Here is an 18,521-nt window from a genome sequence, read left to right as displayed (position 1 = left end):
CCTGATCCGGAAGGTAGCAGCGGCCCGTCGCACCCGGTCAGAGGCATCTCCCTACGTTCGTGCGGAAGCCTCGCCGACGCCGTCGCCGAGGCGTCACCGACGCAACCTCCGAGGCAGCCGTCGATGCCTTCACCGAGGCCGCCGCCGAGGCTTCGCCGGAGCCGTCGGCGAGGCCCTCGCCGCCTGCCCGCCCCGGCCCGTGGCCGTCCCGCCTCGACTGACTGGACGTCAGAACACCGCCCGGGACATACCGACTCCGCCCGCGGGTGCAGGATGGGGGGTACACCCGTACACACGTGCCGTTCCGCCTTTCCCGAGGAGCCCGTCATGACGGAGGCTGTCCGTCCCCAGCCCACCACCACCGCGGAAGACGAGGTCGTCGACCTGTGCCGCGATCTGATTCGGATCGACACGAGCAACTACGGTGACGGCTCGGGTCCGGGAGAACGCGCCGCCGCGGAGTACGTCGCCGAGAAGCTGGCCGAGGTCGGGCTCGCACCGCAGATCTACGAGTCCGAGCGCGGCCGGGCCAGCACCGTGGTCCGGATCGAGGGCACCGACCGGTCCCGGCCGGGGCTGCTGATCCACGGCCACCTGGACGTGGTGCCCGCCCACGCCGCGGACTGGACCTACGACCCGTTCGCGGGCGAGGTCGCGGACGACTGCGTGTGGGGTCGCGGCGCGGTCGACATGAAGGACATGGACGCGATGGTGCTCGCGGTGCTGCGCGACCGGGTGCGCACCGGCCGACTGCCCTCGCGGGACATCGTGCTCGCCTTCGTGGCCGACGAGGAGGCCGGCGGCCTCTTCGGGGCACGGCATCTGGTGAACAACCACGCCGACTTGTTCGAAGGGGTCACCGAGGGCATCGGCGAGGTCGGCGGTTTCTCCTTCACGGTCAACGACGATCTGCGGCTGTACCTGGTCGAGACCGCGCAGAAGGGCATGGACTGGATGCGGCTGATCGTGGACGGCACCGCCGGCCACGGGTCGATGATCGCCAAGGACAACGCGATCACCGAACTGGCCGAGGCGGTCGCCCGGGTGGGTCGGCACAAGTTCCCGATCCGGGTCACCAAGACGGTGCGGGCATTCCTGGACGAGGTCTCGGACGCGCTGGGCATCGAACTCGACCCGGACGACATCGAGTCCACGATCGAGCGGCTCGGCCCGATCGCGAGCATCATCGGCGCGACCATCCGCAACACCGCGCAGCCGACCATGCTCAATGCCGGATACAAGGTCAACGTGATCCCCGGCCAGGCCACCGCGCACCTGGACGGCCGGTTCCTGCCGGGCTTCGAGGACGAGTTCCACGCCGAACTGGACGCGGTCCTGGGTCCGCGGGTGCGGCGCGAGACGGTGCACACCGACCAGGCCCTGGAGACCGGCTTCGACGGTGCGCTCGTCGAGGCCATGTCGGCGGCGCTGCGGGCGCACGACCCGGCCGCGCGGGCGGTGCCGTACTGCCTGTCCGGTGGCACGGACGCGAAGTCCTTCGCCGATCTGGGCATTCGCTGCTTCGGCTTCGCGCCGCTGAAGCTGCCGGCCGACCTCGACTTCGCGGGCATGTTCCACGGCGTCGACGAGCGGGTCCCGGTGGACGGCCTCAAGTTCGGCGTGCGGGTGCTGGACCACTTCCTCGACAACGCGTGAGAGTGCACGGCGTGCGGACGGGGCGCCGGGAGTGCTCCCGGCACTGCGTCCGCGCGCCGGCTCGGTCCCGTGGCCCGGCGTTTCCGGGGCCGGGCCCGAACGAGTGAATACCTCGGCCGACGCGTAGCCTCCGTCCGGTCCCGTCGTTTCCCCTTGTGCGGCGCGCAAGCGCGTCGTGGTGTCGACAAGGAGGACGAAAGAATCATGAAGAAGATGGGCAAGGTCGCGTTCATCGTCGCGGCCGGCGGTGGTCTTGTGCTCGCCGGCGCCAGTGGCGCCATGGCCGACTCCGAGGCGCAGGGTGCGGCCGTCGGCTCCCCCGGTGTGCTCTCGGGCAACAACATCCAGGTCCCGATCCACGTGCCGATCAACCTGTGCGGCAACACCATCGACATCATCGGTGTGCTGAACCCCACGTTCGGCAACACCTGCATCAACGCCTGATCCAGGCCCACACGCTCGTTGGTGTGCGGACGGCCCCGAGACCCACACGGTCTCGGGGCCGTCCCGCTGTGCGGTGATCCCGGGCCCCCGAGGACACGCGGGACCGGCTCGCCGACGCCCCGACCGGCCCGCATGGGCGTTGATCGCCATCGGTCAGCCAAGCATGCGACTGGGATGAAAAGCGTCCAAAAGCGATCAGATCCTGGTTGCAAGGAATCCCGAAACTCAGCCGTACGAGCGAATCCACCCCGCTTCGGTGACCTCCTGTGTCGGCTCTCGTTGACGTCCGTGCGGGGTCATCGTCCCCCGCCCCTCGCGAGAGAGACACAGGGGTACTTACATGCATCAGTTCGCAAAGAAGGGGCTGTTGGTCGTCATCACCACCACGGGCGCACTCGCGTCCGCGGCGGTAGGCGTGGCCAACGCCGGCAGTGCGGCCGATGGCGCGGCCGTCGGCTCGCCCGGTGTGCTCTCGGGCAACAACATCCAGGTCCCGATCCACGTTCCGGTGAACGTGTGCGGGAACACGGTGAACGTGATCGGCGCCCTGAACCCGGCGTTCGGCAACCACTGCGTGAACGCGTCCAACCCCACGCGCCCTCCGCACACCGAGCCGCCGCACACCAAGCCGCCGACTTCGTGCCCGCCGTGCACGAAGCCGCCGACCACGCACCCCCCGACCACCAAGCCCCCCACCACGAAGCCGCCGACCACCAAGCCGCCGACCACCGGTGGCAGCAACGGTGGCACGACGGGCGGCGTCACGGGTGGGACGACCGGCGGCAGCACCGGTGGCAGCTCGGGTGGTGCGACCGGGGGCGACACCGGTGGGTCCACGAGCCACGCCGGCTCGCTTGCCGAGACCGGTTCGAACGCGCTCACGGTGGCCCCGATCGGCGCCGCGCTGCTGCTCGGCGGCTTCGTGCTGTACCGCCGTTCCCGCCCCGCGCAGGACTGAGCACGACCCGTACGACGGATGAACGCGAGGACTGCTCGCCCCTGGGAGGACAGGGGCGGGCAGTCCTCGTGGTGTGACGGCCCGTCACATGGTCCGCACCTGTCGGATGATCCGGCGCCGCAGCACCACTCGTCGGCTGCCGTCGCCGCGCAGGAGCAATCGGTCCAGCTCCCAGTAGCCGTACTCGGCCTGCTCGGTCAGGATGCGACACGCGTCGGTCCGGGAGGTGCCGCGCGGGATGTCCAGTTGCCGAAACTCGTATTCCGCCATGTTTCCGTTCCCCGGCAGCCGTGCCGAGGCACGGTGACCGGCCTTTTGGTAACTCTCCGACTCCGCCATCAGTGAACCATTGTGCGCGCGTGGGGGTCTTGCGGATAACGTCACCCCATGACCGGTGTTGCGCAGCCCACGCCAGAGCAGGTCCGTGCCGCCGCGGACGTTCTCAAATCGGCGATCGACGACCATTTGGCCGCCGTCGAAGCCCGCCAGGGCGAGAGCGACCCGGCCGTGTTCGCCGCGTACGACGCGCTCGCGGCCGCCGCGGAGGCGTACGACGAGTTGTTGTACGACGCCTACGACGAGGTCACCCCCTTCGAGGTGCCGAGCAGCAGCGAGGAAACCGAGTACGAGGGCCCCACCAACCCGGAGGCGGTCACCGTGCTGATCCGCCGGGACTACGCGATCAAGGACCTGATCACGCTCGTCGACCACGCCCGCCGGGCCGACGCGGAGGCGGGCGACACGGAACCGTCGCCGTCCCCGCGCGACGCCGGCACCGACAGCGCGTCGAGCGCGGTCGCGGTGCTCTTCGACGTGTACGACCCGGACGAGATCGCCCAGCGCGCCGACGAACTCGGCCTGGAACCGGGCGATTCCACCCTGTGGGTATCGGCGATCGAGCCGACCGAGCCGGGCGAATGGCTGGACGCCCCGTTCGACGACGCGGATCCGCGCAGCATCATCTACCGGTTCGAGACCAGTACGGCGTACGAGGACGACCTCGAGGCGCTGGAGCGCGACCTGCACTGACCGGTCGACCGAGCCGTCGACCCGCTCCCCGCACATCCCTCGACGACCGAGTGCGGCGGCGACCCGCGAAGGGCCACCGCCGCACTCGTCGTTTGCCGGGCGGGTGCGACGACCCACGATCGGCCGCCCCGTACGCCCCGTACGCCCCCACCGCAGTCCGCCGGACACGCTCCTGGTAGCGCAGCGCCGGCTAGTAGCGCAGCGCCAGCGCGATGCCGCCGGCGTCCGCGAGCGTGTCGTCGGGCACGAAGACGACCTTGCCGTCCGCCTCCAGGGTCGCCTCGACCACGGTGTCCACGATGTCGTCCTCGGCTCGGCCGGCCAGTACCGCGTCCTCGGCGTGCGGGCCGGTGAGCACCTGGAGCACGACCTCCCCGGTGCGATCGACCGTCACCAGTCGACCGGTCACCCGCAGTCCCTCCTCGACCACGAGCAGCGCGCCGCGGCTGGCCCGGGCGGGCGCCCACACCTCCTGGATGCCCTCGGCGTACCGCTTGCCGCTGCGCGCGTCGTCCAGCGCCCGCAGTGCGGCGGCGGTCGCCTCCGCGGCCAGCGCGGTCCGCGCCGGTGCGAGGATCTCGGCGAACTGTCCGGGCGTCGCCTCGCTGACGCCGCCGACCTCCAACTCGGTCTCGGCCAGGTGCGCGCCGTTGCGGGTGCTCTCCCGGAACGCCTTGACCTGCGGTCGCAGACCGACCAACACGACCTTGTCCTCGCGTCCGGCGAGCGCGCGCGCCAATTGTTCGTCGGCCTCGTTCAGCAATCGGCGGAAGTCCTCGCTCACGCCCAGGCCGCCGCCCTCGCGCGTGGGCGGTCCGTCCCGCTCCGGACCGGCCGAGGTGATCGGGAAGCCGCCGTCGCGGACCTCGTGCACCTCGTCGCCGCGGCCGTGCCACAGGTGCACCTCGTGCTCGCTGAGCACCAGCGCCCAGTAGGGGGTGAGCCGTTCGGCCGCGGCCACCAGGTTGCGGGTGAGGTAGGTGGTCGCGAGCACCACCCGCTCACCTACGGGTGCCTGCACGGTGAACGCGTAGTGTTCGTCGGCCGAGGCGTAGAGCACCAGGCCGTCCAGGAAGTGCTCGGGATCCAGCTCCGCCGCCGCGGCCTTGAGCCGGTCGACGGTCTTGATCCGGGCCTCCCGGCCCACCTCCGGATCCGCCGCGAGCCGTTTCTCCGCCTCGGCCAGCACGTTCCGCAGTCGGATGTGGTCCTGCTGGTTCTCCGGGCGGTGCCGGTGCGTGGGCAGCGTCAGGGACACCGCAGGGTACGCGCGCGGGCGGCGCAGCTCGGCGAGCAGTTCCGGCGACAGTGCGGCGGTCGTCATGCGGTCTCCTGGCGTGCGTTCCGGCCTCATGGCATCGACAAACACAGCGTCCTATGCCCGATTCGACAGGGAAATCGCATGAATCACCCGACCGGCCCGCAACCGGCGCCGCGCCCTCGGTTGCGCCCGGCCGCCCTCGCACGCCGATCACTCTGCATGGAACAGTTGTTGACGGTGAGTCAGGAGAGACCTAGGTTGATCCTCGCTGATCCTTGACACGCAGCATCCACGAAGACCCAGGGTCTGCCCGACCCGGTGGGCCCGTGCGAGGAGAGATCACCGTGCGATCCGTGCCCACCCGGCAGGCGGCCCTGTTCGCCGCGTTGACCGGACTGATCCTGACCACCGCCGCGTGCGGCTCCGACGACGGCGCCGGCGGCTCGGCGCGCGGCGCGATGACCGTCCTGGTCACCCAGGAAGCGCGCAGCCTGGACCCGATCGTGGCGAGTCTGTCCCAGATCACCGGCGGCACCCAGGCCGCGGCCGTGTTCGACGTACTGCTGTGGATCGACCCGAAGACGGGTCGCGCGCAACCCCAACTCGCCGAGAGCGCGACCGCGGCGGAGGGCGGTCGGGTCTGGACGTTGCGGCTGCGGCCCGACCTGAAGTTCTCCGACGGCACCGCGCTGGATGCCGAGGCGGTCAAGTTCAACTGGGAGCGGCACGCCGATCCGGCGAACAAGTCGCTGCAGGCCCGCGTGGTCACCGGGCTCGGCATATCCGTCACCGACAGCCGGACCGTCAAGGTCACACTGCCGGCGCCGAACGCCCACTTCGACAAGGTGATCGCGCACAACCTCGCGTTCATCGGCTCGCCGACCGCGATTCGGGCCGATCCCAAGGGATTCGGCGCCAAGCCGGTGGGCGCCGGGCCCTACCGGCTCAAGAGCTGGGTGCGCGACCAGCAGATGGTTCTGGAGCGCAATCCGAAGTACTGGCAGGTGGGCGGGCGGCCGCCGCTGAAGGAGTTGACCCTCAAGCCGGTGGTCGACCAGTCGCAGCGACTGACCATGCTGGCCGCCAACCAGGCCCAGGTGCTGACCACGGCCCAGGCCAAGCTGCTCGGCGATGCGCAGAAGGCCGGTCTGCCGGTGCTCACCGAGGGCAAGAGCGGCGGGTTCATGACGCTGTTCAACACCAGCCGGCCGCCGTTCGACGACCCGCGTGCGCGGCGCGCGTTCGCGCTGATCATGGATCCGGCGGCGCGCGCGAAGGTGGTCACCGACGGCACCGGCAAACCGCTGAGCACCTTCCTGCGCCCGGGATCGGACTTCGCCGCGCCGGAGGCGACGCTGCCGTCGAACAACCGGGTCCAGGCCCAGCAACTGCTGGACGCGCTCGCCGCCGAGGGCAAGCCGCTGGCCTTCACGTACAGCACCTACAACAGCCCGGGCTCGCATCTGACCGCCGAGTACTGGCTCGCGCAGGTGGCCGACATGAAGAACATCACCATGAAGACCGAGTTCCTGGAGGGCACCCAATACCTCCAGAAGGTGCAGATCCAGCGGCAGTTCGACGCGGGCGAGTTCGTGTTGTCCTTCGACGACCCGGAGCCGGTGTTGTACAACTTCCTGCACTCCAAGGGCCAGGACAACCACATGCAGTGGAAGAACCCGGCGGTGGACCAGGCGCTGGACCAGGCCCGGGCCACCACCGACGCCGCGACCCGGCGGGCCGCCTACGCCGTGGTACAGCGCGAACTGGCCAAGGACGTCCCGATGTTCGCCTACGAGCAGGCATTCACCGCGGCGATCCGGGCGAAGGACGCGAAGGTGGCCGACCTGACCGTGTTCGAGGACGGGCTGATCATGTTCGACCGGTTGGGTCCGGCGTAGCCGCGATGGATCGGGGCTCGACGGCCCGGGCGGGGCTCGCCGATTCGAGCGGGACCGCCACGGCCGTCGGGCCGGCGGGTTCGGGGATGCACAGGCACGCGACGAGTGCGCAGCCGGCCACGACGCCGGCGATCACGAAGACGACCATGTAGGCGTGCAGCGTGGGCAGCACGCGGCCGCCCACGGACATCGTGTACGACGTGAGCACCGCCGCCACCACCGCGCTGCACACGGCCTGGCCGATCGTGCGCATCAGCGCGTTGATGCCGTTGGCGGCGGCGGTCTGGGCGGCGGGGATCGCCCGGATGACCAGCATCGGCAGCGCCGAGTAGCACATCGCGGTGCCGGAGGCGACGACCGTCGCGCCCATGATGATGGTCCACAACTCGTGGCTGGTGAAGATCCGCACCACGTAGCCCAGGCCGAGCAGGATCGCGCCGATGCCGAGGCAGAACCGGGGTCCGCGGGAGGCGGTCAGCCGGGTGGAGATCGGTGAGAGCACGACCATCATCACCCCGCCGGGCAGCAGACACAGCCCGCCGATGGCGACCGAGACGCCCAGTCCGTAGCCGCTCTCCTTCGGCGTCTGCACCAATTGAGCGGTGGAGAGGCTGTTCGCGTAGAACGAGAAGCCGATGAACAGCGCGGCGATGTTGGGCAGCAGCACCGCCGGTCGCGCGGTCACCCGCAGGTCCACCAGCGGGGTGCTCACCCGCCACTGGTGCATCCCCCACGCGAGCACGATCAGGGCGGCGGCACCCAGCAGACCCAGTGTCCGGGTGCTCGTCCAGCCCCAGGCCGTGCCCTTGGACACCGCGAGCAACAGGCAGACCAAAAACGCGGCGAGGCCGAGCGAGCCGACCACGTCGAACCGGCCGGGGCTGCGCACCGGCGATTCGCGGACGACCAGCAGGACCAGCCCCAGGACCAGCAGGGCGAGCGCGGTGGCTCCCCAGAACATCGCGTGCCAGTCGGCGTGGTCCACGACCAGACCCGCCAACGGCAGTCCGACGGCCGCGCCGATGCCCAGCGTCGACTCATCATCGCGACGCCGCCGCCGACCTTGGCCGGCGGCAATTCGTCGCGCAGGATGCTGATCCCCAGCGGGACCACGGCGGTGGCCGTGCCCTGGAGGGCGCGGCCGACGATCAGGATGCCGATGTCCGAGGTCAGCGCGCACATCACCGAGCCGATCGAGAGCACGCTCATCGCCAGGACCAGCATGCGCTTCTTGCCGAACATGTCGCCCGCCCGGCCGAGCAGCGGTGTGCACACCGAGCCGCTGAGCAGGGTCGCGGTGACCGTCCAACTCACCGTCGAGGCGGAGCTTCCGGTCAGCGCGGGCAGGTCCGGGAGCAGCGGTACCACGACGGTCTGCATGAGCGCGGCGACGATGCCGCACGAGCCCAGGACCGGTACCAGGAAACGTTGTCGCGGGTCCTGCGGGGTTGAGGCGGGGCCGGCCACGGGACGCGCTCCTGGGTGGGGACGGAAATGGTCGGCCCCACCCTAGAGATAGATGTAGAACACATCAATCGTTTGCGTGCACCTTTGTCCGCCGCTTTGCCGTCCGTGCTCGGGCGGGCGTGCTCGGGTGCCCGCGCTCTGCCGTCCGCCGCTCCACCATCCGCCGTTCCACCGTCCGCCACGGTGCCGACGCGGTGGTCAGCTCGCCTGCCCGGTCGGCTCGCCGCGTCCGGTCCGCTCGGCGCGCAGGGAGGCGCCCACGTCGTGCATGTGGCCCAGTGCCTGCCGGTAGGACTGCACCAGGCTCGTCTCCAGGTAGGGCACGCCGAGCCGGTCGCAGTGCGCACGCACGATCGGCTGCGCCCGCCGCAGGTTCACCCGCGGCATGTTCGGCACCAGGTGGTGTTCGATCTGGTAGTTCAGTCCGCCGAGCATCCAGTCGGTGACCGGACCGCCCTGGACGTTGCGCGAGGTCAGCACCTGACGCCGCAGGTGGTCCCACTTCACGCCCGGCTCGGGCGTGGGCATGCCCTTGTGGTTGGGCGCGAACGCCATGCCCAGGTGCAGGCCGAGCAGCGCGTGCGTGACCAGGACGAAGACCAGCGCCTTGACCGGGGACATCGCGATCAGCAGCACCGAGAGGTACACGGCGTAGTGCACGGCCAGTACCGAGCCCTCCACGAGGCGCTCGCGCGGGGTCCGCTCCTTGAGCGCCATCAGGCCGGTGACCTTGAGGTTGAGCCCTTCGAGCAGCAGCAGCGGGAAGAACAGCCGGGCCTGGTGCCGGGTCAGCCAGCCCATCAGGCCGGTTCGCCCGGCGGTCTGGTCGGCATCCCAGACCAGCACGCCGACCGAGACGTCGGGGTCCTTCTCCAGGTGGTTCGGGTTGGCGTGGTGCTTGTTGTGCTTGGCGTTCCACCACCCGCAGCTCATGCCCATCAGCAGGTTGCCGTGCAGCAGCGCGAGCACCCGGTGGGTACGGGCCGAGCGACCGATCTGCTGGTGGCCGGCGTCGTGGCCGACGAAGGAGGCGCGGGTGGTGAACAGCGCGACCGGAACGGCCATGGCGAGCTGCCACCACGAGTCGCCCACCCACACGACCGCGGCCCAGGAACCGAGCAGGAAGAGCAGGTTCAGCCCGATCATCCGGGCGTACCAGGCGGTGCGCCGCTCCAGCAGTCCGGCCGCCTTGAGGTCGGCGAGCAGCGGCGCGAAGTCGCTGCCCCGACGCGGAGGCGGCGATATCTCCGGATTGTCCAGCACGGGTGCGGTCAAGGTCATGGGGCGTCCCTGTATCTGGGGGAAGGGTGGTCTTCGAGCGCGGTGGCTTGGCGCCATCTCGACGCTATTGACCGCCCGTCCGAGGGACGATCCGACAAGCCCCCCGATTACGGGGGGAGGCTGCGCCCCCCGCGAGGGGGTCGAGCACCATGGACACACGCGGCGCGATCCGGTAAGGGCCGGCACGGGGTCTGGGCACCGTCGCCGCGTTATTCGAACTGTCGCATCTTGATCGGGGTGCCGGCTACCCGTTCCGCCAGTGAATATCCCGGAATCGACCGACCCGTACCCACGCATCGCGGTGCGCGCGGTGCCGCGGGCCGGCGTGGGGCCGGCGTGGTACCCCCGGGCGAACCGCCGGAGCCGGGCATGCGGTGGCGCACCCGCGGCGCTCAGTCCGCATCGAGCGCCGCCTCCTCGCCGAGCGCGGTCCGCAGCGCCGCCGCCTGATCACCGATGCAGGCCAGGAACGCACTCACCGCCGGCGTCGGCGTGCGGTCCGCCATCAGCGTGGTGCCCACCGTGCGGCGCACCGACTCCAGCGGCACCGGCAGCACCGCGAGCCGCTCGTCGCCGGTGACCACGAGCTCGGGCAGCGCGGCGATCATGTCGGTGGCCAACAGCAGCGCTCGCACGGTCAGGATCGAGGTGCACTCGACCCGGTCGGCCGGCAGGGGCAGCCCGCTGCGCGTGAACAACTGGGCCAACTCGCTGCGCAGCGCGGTCTGTTCGAGCGGCAGGATCCACGGGTGGGCGATCGTGTCGGCGAGCACGCGCGCGGTCTCCAGGAGCGGGTGGCCGCGCCGCACCACCAGCCGGATCGGCTCGCGATACAGCGCGGTCTGCCGTACCCGCCCGGCGTCCTCGGCCCGGCCGAGCCGGCCGACCACGACATCGATCTCGCCGGCGAGCAGTTGCGGATACAGCACGTCGTAGGTGGCCTCGCGGACGATCACGGTGATCCCGGGCCGGTCCCGCTTGAGCGCGGACACCGCGCGCGGCAGCAGCACGCTGGTGCCCGCGAGCAGCGTGCCGACCGTGACCGTACCGGTCTGCCCCTCGCGCAGGCTCGCGATGTGGTCGCCCGCCCGGCGCACCTCGGCCAGGATCACCCGCGCGTGGGCGACCAGGGCGTCTCCGTAGAGCGTGGGACTCATCCCGTGCGGACCCCGCTCGAACAGCGGGACGCCGACCATCGTCTCCAACTCGCGCAGGGTGCGGGTCGCGGCGGGCTGGGTCAGGTGCAGGGCCTCGGCCGCGCGGCTGACTCCCCCGTGCTCGGCGATCGCCGTGATCAGGGTCAGATGCCGGAACTTCAGGCGTCCGTCGAGCAGGTCCACGCAGGCTCCCGTACCGGTTCGGTGCTGCGTACCGCCCGGGCACGCATACCTGTTTGGTGATGCAGTGGCGCCGGATCGGCATTGGATGGACATGCGCCGGCGCAGCCATCATGCACGTGGCGACAGCTTCTTGACGAGCCATCCACCGGGTACGGATGGCCGGATCGAATCCGGCGCGCCGTCGTTGTTCGGCCACGACGCCGACCCGTTCCGCCCCGGCGGAGCGGGTCGGTCCGTCGACACCGCGGTCCTCGACCAACGCCCGACGACACCGGAACATCCGGGGTCGCCGGGTCGGGTTCCTTCGCAGGAGGTGCACTTCGCCTGCGAAGAGGTGACGAGGGCGGTTCGGCCGGCCATCACGGCGCGCTCGCCACGCAGCCCGCCGGATCGGCGGCGGGCCGAACCCGCCTCGGCACCCTCGGCCCGACACCGCCCCACGCAAGCGCACTCCCCCGTCATCGTCCCGTGTCGGAAGGTTCGTCAGATGCGCCGTACGCCTGCCCTCGGCAGCAGATCCCGCAGATCCCGGAGATACGGCAGGTCGGGCGCGGTCGCGCTGGCCGCCCTGGTGGCCGTCACCGGCAGCACCTACCTGGGCGACCCCGGCCGCACCGCCGCCGCCTCCGCGCCGCACACCACGAATGCCGCCGGTGCCGCGCCGGACCCGAACATCCCCTTCGTCTGCCAGGAGCGCCGGCCGCAGCCGGCCGACCCGAACGCCTACGGCATGCAGCTCGACGGCTCGTTCCTGGCTCCCGCGTCCACCCCGCTCGACGAGGAGAACCCGCACCCCTTCGCGGGCCGCCGTGCCGACTACGACGGCAGGCAGTACGTGAAGAACATGAACGTCGAAGCCGCCTACGAGGGCTACGACTTCACCCCGGACTTCTTCCACACGTGGCAGAACATCGTCGACTTCGGCGGACGCCGGTACATGTTCCAGTACGACCGCTCCGAGGGTCGCGTCTACGACATCACCGACGTCAAGCACGTCACGGTGGTGGAGCGGATGTCCCGCGAGGACGTGGGCGGCGACGAGCTCAAGGCCAACGGCACCTGGGCCGCGGGCGATTACTGGGGCGCGTCCACGATCCAGTGGAACAAGCGGCTGAACGCCTACGTGATGGTGCAGTCCTTCGAGGACAAGCGGCAGATCAGCGAACTGACCGACGAGCCGGGCCACGACAAGTACGGCAACCCGGAGGGCGTGGCGAAGCTGCGCACCAAGCCCGGGCTCAAGGGCTTCAAGGTCTATCGCCTGGACGGGCCCAGGAAGGCCGATTGGCGGCTGATCTCGACCGTCAGCACCGACTCCACCCAGCCGAACCCGCTGAACAGCGACCCGACCAAGGCCCAGCAGGGCTCCGGTTCGCTGGACGTGCCGCACTGGGACGGCGGCAAGTACATGTTCATCGCCGTCGCGCCGAACGACACCTTCGCCAACACCGAGTACCCGACCAACCTGCACTCGGCCGGCTACCAGTCCTACGACATGTCCGACCCGGCCGCACCGAAGCTCCTGGACACCTGGCACCTGCCCGGCCAGGTCACCGGCGAGGAGGACGCCTACGCGAAGAACCCGCGCTGCGGCAACCGGACCAGCTGGCTGGGCGCGCGGATGTCGCTGTTCGTGCCCAAGCCGGTCGAGCAGGGCGGCCGTTACGGCTTCGCGGTGCAGGGCGGTCTGGGCATGACCGTCCTGGACATCTCGGACCCGGCACACATGCGCCAGGTGGGCCACGTGGACCTGCCGCCGTCGGTGGCGGGCACCGAGGGCGACAACATCGACGTGTCGCAGTACGAGAAGACCGGGATGATCTATCTCTCCGGCTACCCGCTGACCGAGGACTGCTACGAGCCGTACAAGCCGATCTACCAGATCGACGCGCGGGACGTGGCCAACCCCCGGATCGTCGGCCAACTGCCCCGACCCACCCCGCCGCGGTCGGCCGGGATCACCGACTACTGCCAGCGCCGGGGCAGCTTCGGACCCAAGCGCACCGGCTACTACACCAACCCGGGCCGGCACGACGACGGCACGCTCGTGTACGGCTTCTACAACGCCGGCGCCCAGGTCTTCGACGTCAAGAACCCCGCCCGGCCGGAGATCGAGGCGTACTTCGTGCCCAAGGCGTTCGGTACCAAGACCAGGGACTGGCCGACCGAGGACGGCACCTTCCCGGAGTGGGCGATGGGCAACCAGACGCACGGCGTCTACGTCGAGTGGGACCGCAACGTGGTGTGGGTGCTGACCAACCACGGCATCTACGCGCTGTCGGCCAAGGACGTACTCGGCAAGCCGAACCTGGGCAAGCCGAAGGAGCCGTTCCGCAACAGCCAATTCTGATCCGGATCCCGATCCGGAGCGGACAGCGCGACCGAGGCCCGGCGTCCCCAGTGCGGGGCGGCGGGCCTCGGTCCGTCGTAGGCGTCCGAAGCGTCGGGGCCGGGTGCCTTGAAGTCTTCGGGGTCCGGGGCCTTCGGGACGCCCGGTCAGGCGGCCGGCTCCCCCTCGCCGTCGTCCTCGCCGCAGACCACGTCGAAGAAGTACTCCATGTCGTCTTCCGTGCGTGCTCGGAACACGATCATCCCGCCGTCGTAGCGGGCCAGCAGCTCGGCGCTCGCGAACCAGCGCACCCGGTTCCCGGGCTCCTCGCACTCGGGGTACCCGGGGAAGGGCAGTTCGCGCATCTCCTCCGGCAGCCGCTCGATCTCCTCGGGAGCGAGCTCGATCGCCTCGACGAGTTCGTCGTCGAACAGCAGGACCTCGGACAGCACGATCTCGACCGCCGCGACCGACAACCGCGGCAGCCAGGCCGACCAGGTCTCCTCGGCCGGCTCGGCCAGGCTGTAGCGCGCCAGCACCGCAGGATCGTCGCCGTCCGGCCGCACCCCCCACCAGGCGACGCCCTGGTTCTCCTCGCGAAAGACCAGCACCCCGTCCTCGACGTAGAGCTTGTCCGGCGCGAGCAGTACGTCGTGATTGCTTGTCAGGTCGTGGCGCCGACCCAGGAGTTCGTACAGCTCCCGAAGCGCGGTCGGCACCGCCACGCCCAGCCGTGCGGCGCTCGCGTCCAGTTCCGCCCGGTCGTATCCGTCCGCGGCACCGATCGCCTCGGTCCGGTCGGCGGCGAAGGCGCGGATGAACTGCCAGGCCCCGGCCCGATCCGCGAGCGCGGCGGGCAGTGCCGCGTGGATGTCGAAAGTCATGCCCGGACGCTACCGGGTCGCGCGGACCGTCCCCGGGGTCAGCGCGCCCTCGGGCCGGCGTGCCCGGGAGGCATCGAGGTGCGCCCCTTGCGCAGGTCCAGGAAGGCGACCACGAACGCGGCGAGCACGAAGCCCACCGAGACCATCAACCCGTGGCGCAGCGGCCCGGCCCAGTCCCGGCCCTGGTCGGCGGCCAGCCGGGAGAAGAAGACCGACCCGACGGCGGCGATCCCCATCGCCGAGCCGATCCGCTGCCCGGTCTGCAACACCCCGCCCGCGGCGCCGCCCTGCACGGGCGGCACCTCGGCCAGGGTCAGCGTCTGGTTCGGCGAGATCACCAGGCCGCTGCCCAGCCCCGCACACACCAGCGGCGCCACCATCGCCCAGCCGACCCGGTGCCCGGGCACCTCGTCCACCGCCACGATCGCGCCGACCAGACCGACCACGACCATCAGCAGCCCGCCGGTCACCAGCGCGTGGCCGAACCGGTTCACCAGGCGCCCGCCGATCGAGGCGCCCACCGCCGAGCCGAGCGCGAACGGGGTGATGGCCAGGCCCGCGAGCAGCGCGCTGTAGCCCAGGCCGGACTGGAGGTAGAGGGTGAAGACGAAGAAGATCGAGGTGAAGCCGGCGAAGTAGAACAACATCACCAACAGGCCCAGCGTGTACGAGCGGACCTTGAACAGCGCCAGGTCGACCACGGGCATGCGACCGCGCCGGCCCTGGCGGATCTCCCACCACACGAAGGCGCCGAAGAACGCCGCCGCGATCGGCACCAGCAACCACTTGGCGGGGCCCTCCCACTGCCGCGCCTCGACCAGCGGCAGCAGCAGCAACAACACGCCGGAGCCGAGCAGGAGCACGCCGATCGGATCCAGATCGCGCAGGCAGGCCCGGTTCTCGTGGTCGGGGCCGGGCAACAACCGCCGGGCCAGCACGAGGGCGACGATGCCGATCGGGAGGTTGACGTAGAAGACCCAGCGCCAGCCCTCGTCGGCGCCGAACACCTTGATGATCAGGCCGCCGAGCAATGGGCCGACGGCCGTGGAAATGCCGATCACCGTGCCGAACATGCCGAACGCGCGGCCGCGTTCGCGGCCGGAGAACATCTGCTGGATCAGCGCGGACACCTGCGGGGTGAGGATGCCGCCGGCGATGCCTTGGAGCAATCGGGCCAGCACCAGCCACAGGGACGTCTGCGCCGCGCCGCACAGCGCGCTGGCGCCGGTGAACAGGGCCAGACCGGTCATGAACATCATCCGGCGACCGCGCGCGTCGCCGATCCGGCCGGCCGGTACCAGGACGAGTCCGAAGGTGAGCGCGTAGCCGGACAGCACCCACTGGATGTCGCTCTCGCTCGCGCCGAGACCCTCGCGGATGGACGGTAGCGCGACGTTGACGATCGACACGTCCAGCAGGGTGATGAATCCCGCGATCAGACAGACCGCGAGCGCCTTCCAGCGACGCGGGTCGGGCTCGTCGCGCTCGGTCACCGTCGCGCACCCCTCCTCCGGAGCCACCCATGTGGTGGCCATCCGAAGGACGGTGCCCACATTCGGGACCGGCAAGGCCGCCGGGCGGGTGACCTCGCAGCCGTGCGGGCGAATGCGGCCTTCGGCCGGTGCCCTCGACGCCGGGCGGGCGGCTTCGTCAGTACACGAGCGTCACGGCGACGGGGAGGTGGTCGGATGCCTTCGACGGTGGGGAGTCGACGGCGGCGACCCGCAACCTGGAGTCCACCAGGACCTGGTCGATCTCCTTCTTCGGCTTGTCCGCGGGGTAGGTCCGGACCGGTCGGGCCCGGGCCAGGCCGTCCACGAGTCCCCGGCCGGTGAACGCCTTCAGTTGCGGGCTGTCGATCGTCGCGTTCATGTCCCCGAGCACCACCACCGGCGCCGAGGTGCCCATCCGCACGGCGAATTCCGCGGCCCGCTCGGCCTGTACCCGAGGCACCTCGTCGTCCGCGTCCTGAAGGTGGGTGGACACCACGGCGACCGACTTGCCGGGCGCCGCCTCGACCACCACGCCCAGGGCCTGCGCGCCGGTCGGCGCACCACCCGCCGGCAGCTTGATCGACTCCAGGTGCCGGATCGGCTTGCGGGTGAGCACCGCGTCGCCCCACTGCGGATCGGCCGCCGGTGCGAACCGGTACGGCAGGTCGAGCCGGCGGGCGAGCAGCGTCAGCACATCGTGGCCGCCGTTGAGGAACCAGGCCCGGTCCACCTCGTTGAGCAGCAGCACGTCCGGCTTCAGCGCCCGGATCGTGTCCGCCGTGCGGTCCGGATCGAACCGACCGTCCACGCCGAAGCCCATCCGGATGTTGTAGGTGACCACTCGCAGTGTGCCGGCCGCCGCGTCCGGCACCGGCGCCGATCCGGCGGCCGGACGCAGTCCGAACGCGGCGAGCGCGAGCAGTATCGGAAACACGGTCGCCAGGGCGAGCGGCGCATGGATGCGTTCGGCCAGGGACGGAGGCGGCGGGGCGTCCCGGAGCCGATCCGCCTTGCGGGCACCGGCTCCGCCGGCCGTGGGCGTGGCGGGCGCACCGGGCCGGCTGCCCGCGCGACCGGGTGCGGGCTTGGCCCCGGGGCGCGTGCCGGCCCGCCGGCCCGGTCGGTGCGCATCCCGGCCGGCGCGAGTACGGCCGCCGAGCGGGACGTCGGACCGAAGCCCACCGTGCCCACCGCTGTGTGCGACGGTCCGGCCTCGGGTCCGCGCGGGTGCGTGAGCGGGTACCGGCGCGGCCTCGGCTTCGGCCGGAGCGGGCGCGCGCAGATCCCGCACCGCCGCGAGACCGGCCGGCACCGCGAGCGCGAGCACGCCCAGGAGCAGTACCCGGCCGCGGGCCAACACGTCGATCCCGATGTCGTAGCGGGCGTAGTGCAGGAAGGTCAGCGCGAAGAAGCCGACCATGCTCCAGGCCGGCGCCCGGCGCACGGCGGGCCGCACCCGCCCGGCGGCGTCGCCCAGGACCAGGCCCACCCCGAGCACGCCGAGCGCCTGCCAGCCGGCCGCGCCGCTCGGCGCCAGGCCGACGATGCCCTCGTGTGCGCTCGTCTCCAGGTAGCCCGCGCCGATCACACCGGCCACCAGCGACACCAGGCCGAGCGGCAACACCCACACGCCGCGCAGCCGCGACACCGGCACCGCGAGCGCCCATGCGCCGACCAACAGCGGTACGCCCCAACGCGGTTCGCCGGCCGCGGCGTGCGCGACGCCGACGTTGCCGAACAACACGCCGGTGAGGAACAACACCGGCCCGAGCACGGCCCACAGGACCGGCTGCGGTGCGGGCACCGCCGGTGCCGAAATCCACACCTGCGCGGCCACGAACACCACGGCGAGCGTGCCCAGTACGGCCCAGCCGCGCCAGACCTCCAGCCACATCGGGTCCAACGTGCCGAGCCCCGCGTGCAGCGCCACCGCCGCCGCCAGGCCGGCCACGACCCCGACACCCGCGTCCCAGCCGGTGTATGCCACCGCCACCAGCCAGCACAACGCGGCGACCAGCGCCGCACAGGCGAGGTAGAGCTGCGCGTCACCACCGTCGGTGAACTGCAACCACAACCGCACCATCACCATCGCCACACCGGCCACGACCGCGACCGGCCGCCCACCGACCCGACGGCACAGCGGTACCACCGCGAACGCGGCCACGAACCAGGCGATCGCGAACAGGCCCAGCTGTGCGGCGGGCGTGGCCCCGGCATCCCCGAACACGGTGATCAGCGAGGGCAACCACACCCGCAGGATGTCGACCAGAAAGACGATCCCCAGAGCGATCACGATCACCGGCACGTGCAACTCCCGTCTCGATGGCGGGGTCAGCATAGAGCGGCGAAACGCCGTTCGGGAGGGCACTCTCGACGATCGATCAGCCGATCCCCGGTCGGCCCGGTCGAGCCGACGGAGGGGACCGGCGAACGGCCGTGCTGCGCACGCGCGACCGGGCGGCGGAGCGGCCTGCCGGTCGC

13 protein-coding genes and 1 pseudogene are annotated in these 18,521 nt (G+C 71.2%); 6 read left to right on the top strand and 8 right to left on the bottom strand.

The window, feature by feature from the left end; all coding sequences use genetic code 11:
* The first annotated feature begins 327 nt into the window (after positions 1–327).
* The 3 genes from ACIBM5_RS15415 (at position 328) to ACIBM5_RS15405 (ending at position 3,058) form a co-directional block, all read left to right on the top strand.
* Positions 328–1,656, top strand: a complete 1,329-nt coding sequence (locus ACIBM5_RS15415) for a M20/M25/M40 family metallo-hydrolase (RefSeq protein ID WP_396007299.1) — start codon at positions 328–330, stop codon at positions 1,654–1,656.
* A 204-nt stretch (positions 1,657–1,860) separates the two neighbouring features.
* The gene (locus ACIBM5_RS15410) at positions 1,861–2,100 is read left to right on the top strand and encodes a chaplin (protein WP_391587144.1); all 240 of its coding nucleotides are present in this window, start codon (positions 1,861–1,863) and stop codon (positions 2,098–2,100) included.
* A gap of 340 nt (positions 2,101–2,440) precedes the next feature.
* Positions 2,441–3,058, top strand: coding sequence for a chaplin (locus ACIBM5_RS15405; RefSeq protein ID WP_396007298.1), 618 nt, complete (start codon positions 2,441–2,443; stop codon positions 3,056–3,058).
* A gap of 84 nt (positions 3,059–3,142) precedes the next feature.
* Here the strand turns inward: ACIBM5_RS15405 and ACIBM5_RS15400 are convergent, their stop codons facing one another.
* Positions 3,143–3,328: a DUF5703 family protein gene (locus ACIBM5_RS15400; protein ID WP_020551221.1), complete on the bottom strand. Its 186-nt coding sequence runs from the start codon at positions 3,326–3,328 to the stop codon at positions 3,143–3,145.
* Between the two features lie 117 nt (positions 3,329–3,445).
* On the opposite strand from ACIBM5_RS15400, the gene ACIBM5_RS15395 reads away from it, so the two are divergent.
* Positions 3,446–4,087 (top strand): hypothetical protein, encoded by a 642-nt coding sequence (locus ACIBM5_RS15395; protein ID WP_396007297.1) that lies wholly within the window; start codon positions 3,446–3,448, stop codon positions 4,085–4,087.
* A 190-nt stretch (positions 4,088–4,277) separates the two neighbouring features.
* Here ACIBM5_RS15395 and ACIBM5_RS15390 read toward each other — a convergent pair whose 3' ends face one another.
* On the bottom strand, positions 4,278–5,411 hold the full coding sequence (locus ACIBM5_RS15390; RefSeq protein ID WP_396007296.1) for a chemotaxis protein: 1,134 nt from the start codon (positions 5,409–5,411) through the stop codon (positions 4,278–4,280).
* A 281-nt stretch (positions 5,412–5,692) separates the two neighbouring features.
* On the opposite strand from ACIBM5_RS15390, the gene ACIBM5_RS15385 reads away from it, so the two are divergent.
* The gene (locus tag ACIBM5_RS15385) at positions 5,693–7,246 is read left to right on the top strand and encodes an ABC transporter substrate-binding protein (protein ID WP_396007295.1); all 1,554 of its coding nucleotides are present in this window, start codon (positions 5,693–5,695) and stop codon (positions 7,244–7,246) included.
* Here ACIBM5_RS15385 and ACIBM5_RS15380 read toward each other — a convergent pair.
* The 3 genes and pseudogenes from ACIBM5_RS15380 to ACIBM5_RS15370 all read right to left on the bottom strand — a co-directional run bounded on the left by ACIBM5_RS15380 (position 7,218) and on the right by ACIBM5_RS15370 (position 11,334).
* Positions 7,218–8,713, bottom strand: a pseudogene (locus ACIBM5_RS15380) (MFS transporter). The gene ACIBM5_RS15385 and the pseudogene ACIBM5_RS15380 sit on opposite strands and share 29 nt — an antisense overlap.
* A 198-nt stretch (positions 8,714–8,911) precedes the next feature.
* Positions 8,912–9,994, bottom strand: coding sequence for a fatty acid desaturase family protein (locus ACIBM5_RS15375; protein ID WP_396007294.1), 1,083 nt, complete (start codon positions 9,992–9,994; stop codon positions 8,912–8,914).
* 392 nt (positions 9,995–10,386) lie between these two features.
* Positions 10,387–11,334, bottom strand: coding sequence for a LysR substrate-binding domain-containing protein (locus ACIBM5_RS15370; RefSeq protein WP_396007293.1), 948 nt, complete (start codon positions 11,332–11,334; stop codon positions 10,387–10,389).
* A 487-nt stretch (positions 11,335–11,821) separates the two neighbouring features.
* Here ACIBM5_RS15370 and ACIBM5_RS15365 point away from each other — a divergent pair, with 487 nt between their 5' ends.
* Positions 11,822–13,684 carry a hypothetical protein gene (locus ACIBM5_RS15365; RefSeq protein ID WP_396007292.1) on the top strand — a complete coding sequence of 621 codons (1,863 nt, stop codon included), beginning with the start codon at positions 11,822–11,824 and terminating at the stop codon, positions 13,682–13,684.
* A 146-nt stretch (positions 13,685–13,830) separates the two neighbouring features.
* Here the strand turns inward: ACIBM5_RS15365 and ACIBM5_RS15360 are convergent, their stop codons facing one another.
* From ACIBM5_RS15360 to ACIBM5_RS15350, 3 genes are all read right to left on the bottom strand, one after another.
* Entirely contained in the window at positions 13,831–14,547 is a 717-nt protein-coding gene (locus ACIBM5_RS15360; protein ID WP_396007291.1) for an SMI1/KNR4 family protein, read from the bottom strand.
* A 38-nt stretch (positions 14,548–14,585) separates the two neighbouring features.
* Positions 14,586–16,082, bottom strand: coding sequence for an MFS transporter (locus tag ACIBM5_RS15355; RefSeq protein ID WP_396007290.1), 1,497 nt, complete (start codon positions 16,080–16,082; stop codon positions 14,586–14,588).
* A 115-nt stretch (positions 16,083–16,197) separates the two neighbouring features.
* Positions 16,198–18,345, bottom strand: a complete 2,148-nt coding sequence (locus tag ACIBM5_RS15350) for an endonuclease/exonuclease/phosphatase family protein (protein ID WP_396007289.1) — start codon at positions 18,343–18,345, stop codon at positions 16,198–16,200.
* Between the last annotated feature and the right edge of the window lie 176 nt (positions 18,346–18,521).

It is taken from the genome of Embleya sp. NPDC050493 (assembly GCF_044458105.1).
Lineage (GTDB): Bacteria > Actinomycetota > Actinomycetes > Streptomycetales > Streptomycetaceae > Embleya.
Note: the sequence above shows the minus strand (reverse complement) of the source record. Positions and strands in the feature narration are given on the sequence as shown.

Coding starts and splice junctions, on each gene's coding strand:
- ACIBM5_RS15375 (WP_396007294.1), bottom strand. CDS start 9,994: ATGACCTTGACCGCACCCGTGCTGGACAATCCGGAGATATCGCCGCCT.
- ACIBM5_RS15395 (WP_396007297.1), top strand. CDS start 3,446: ATGACCGGTGTTGCGCAGCCCACGCCAGAGCAGGTCCGTGCCGCCGCG.
- ACIBM5_RS15400 (WP_020551221.1), bottom strand. CDS start 3,328: ATGGCGGAATACGAGTTTCGGCAACTGGACATCCCGCGCGGCACCTCC.
- ACIBM5_RS15390 (WP_396007296.1), bottom strand. CDS start 5,411: ATGACGACCGCCGCACTGTCGCCGGAACTGCTCGCCGAGCTGCGCCGC.
- ACIBM5_RS15355 (WP_396007290.1), bottom strand. CDS start 16,082: ATGGCCACCACATGGGTGGCTCCGGAGGAGGGGTGCGCGACGGTGACC.
- ACIBM5_RS15360 (WP_396007291.1), bottom strand. CDS start 14,547: ATGACTTTCGACATCCACGCGGCACTGCCCGCCGCGCTCGCGGATCGG.
- ACIBM5_RS15405 (WP_396007298.1), top strand. CDS start 2,441: ATGCATCAGTTCGCAAAGAAGGGGCTGTTGGTCGTCATCACCACCACG.
- ACIBM5_RS15415 (WP_396007299.1), top strand. CDS start 328: ATGACGGAGGCTGTCCGTCCCCAGCCCACCACCACCGCGGAAGACGAG.
- ACIBM5_RS15365 (WP_396007292.1), top strand. CDS start 11,822: ATGCGCCGTACGCCTGCCCTCGGCAGCAGATCCCGCAGATCCCGGAGA.
- ACIBM5_RS15410 (WP_391587144.1), top strand. CDS start 1,861: ATGAAGAAGATGGGCAAGGTCGCGTTCATCGTCGCGGCCGGCGGTGGT.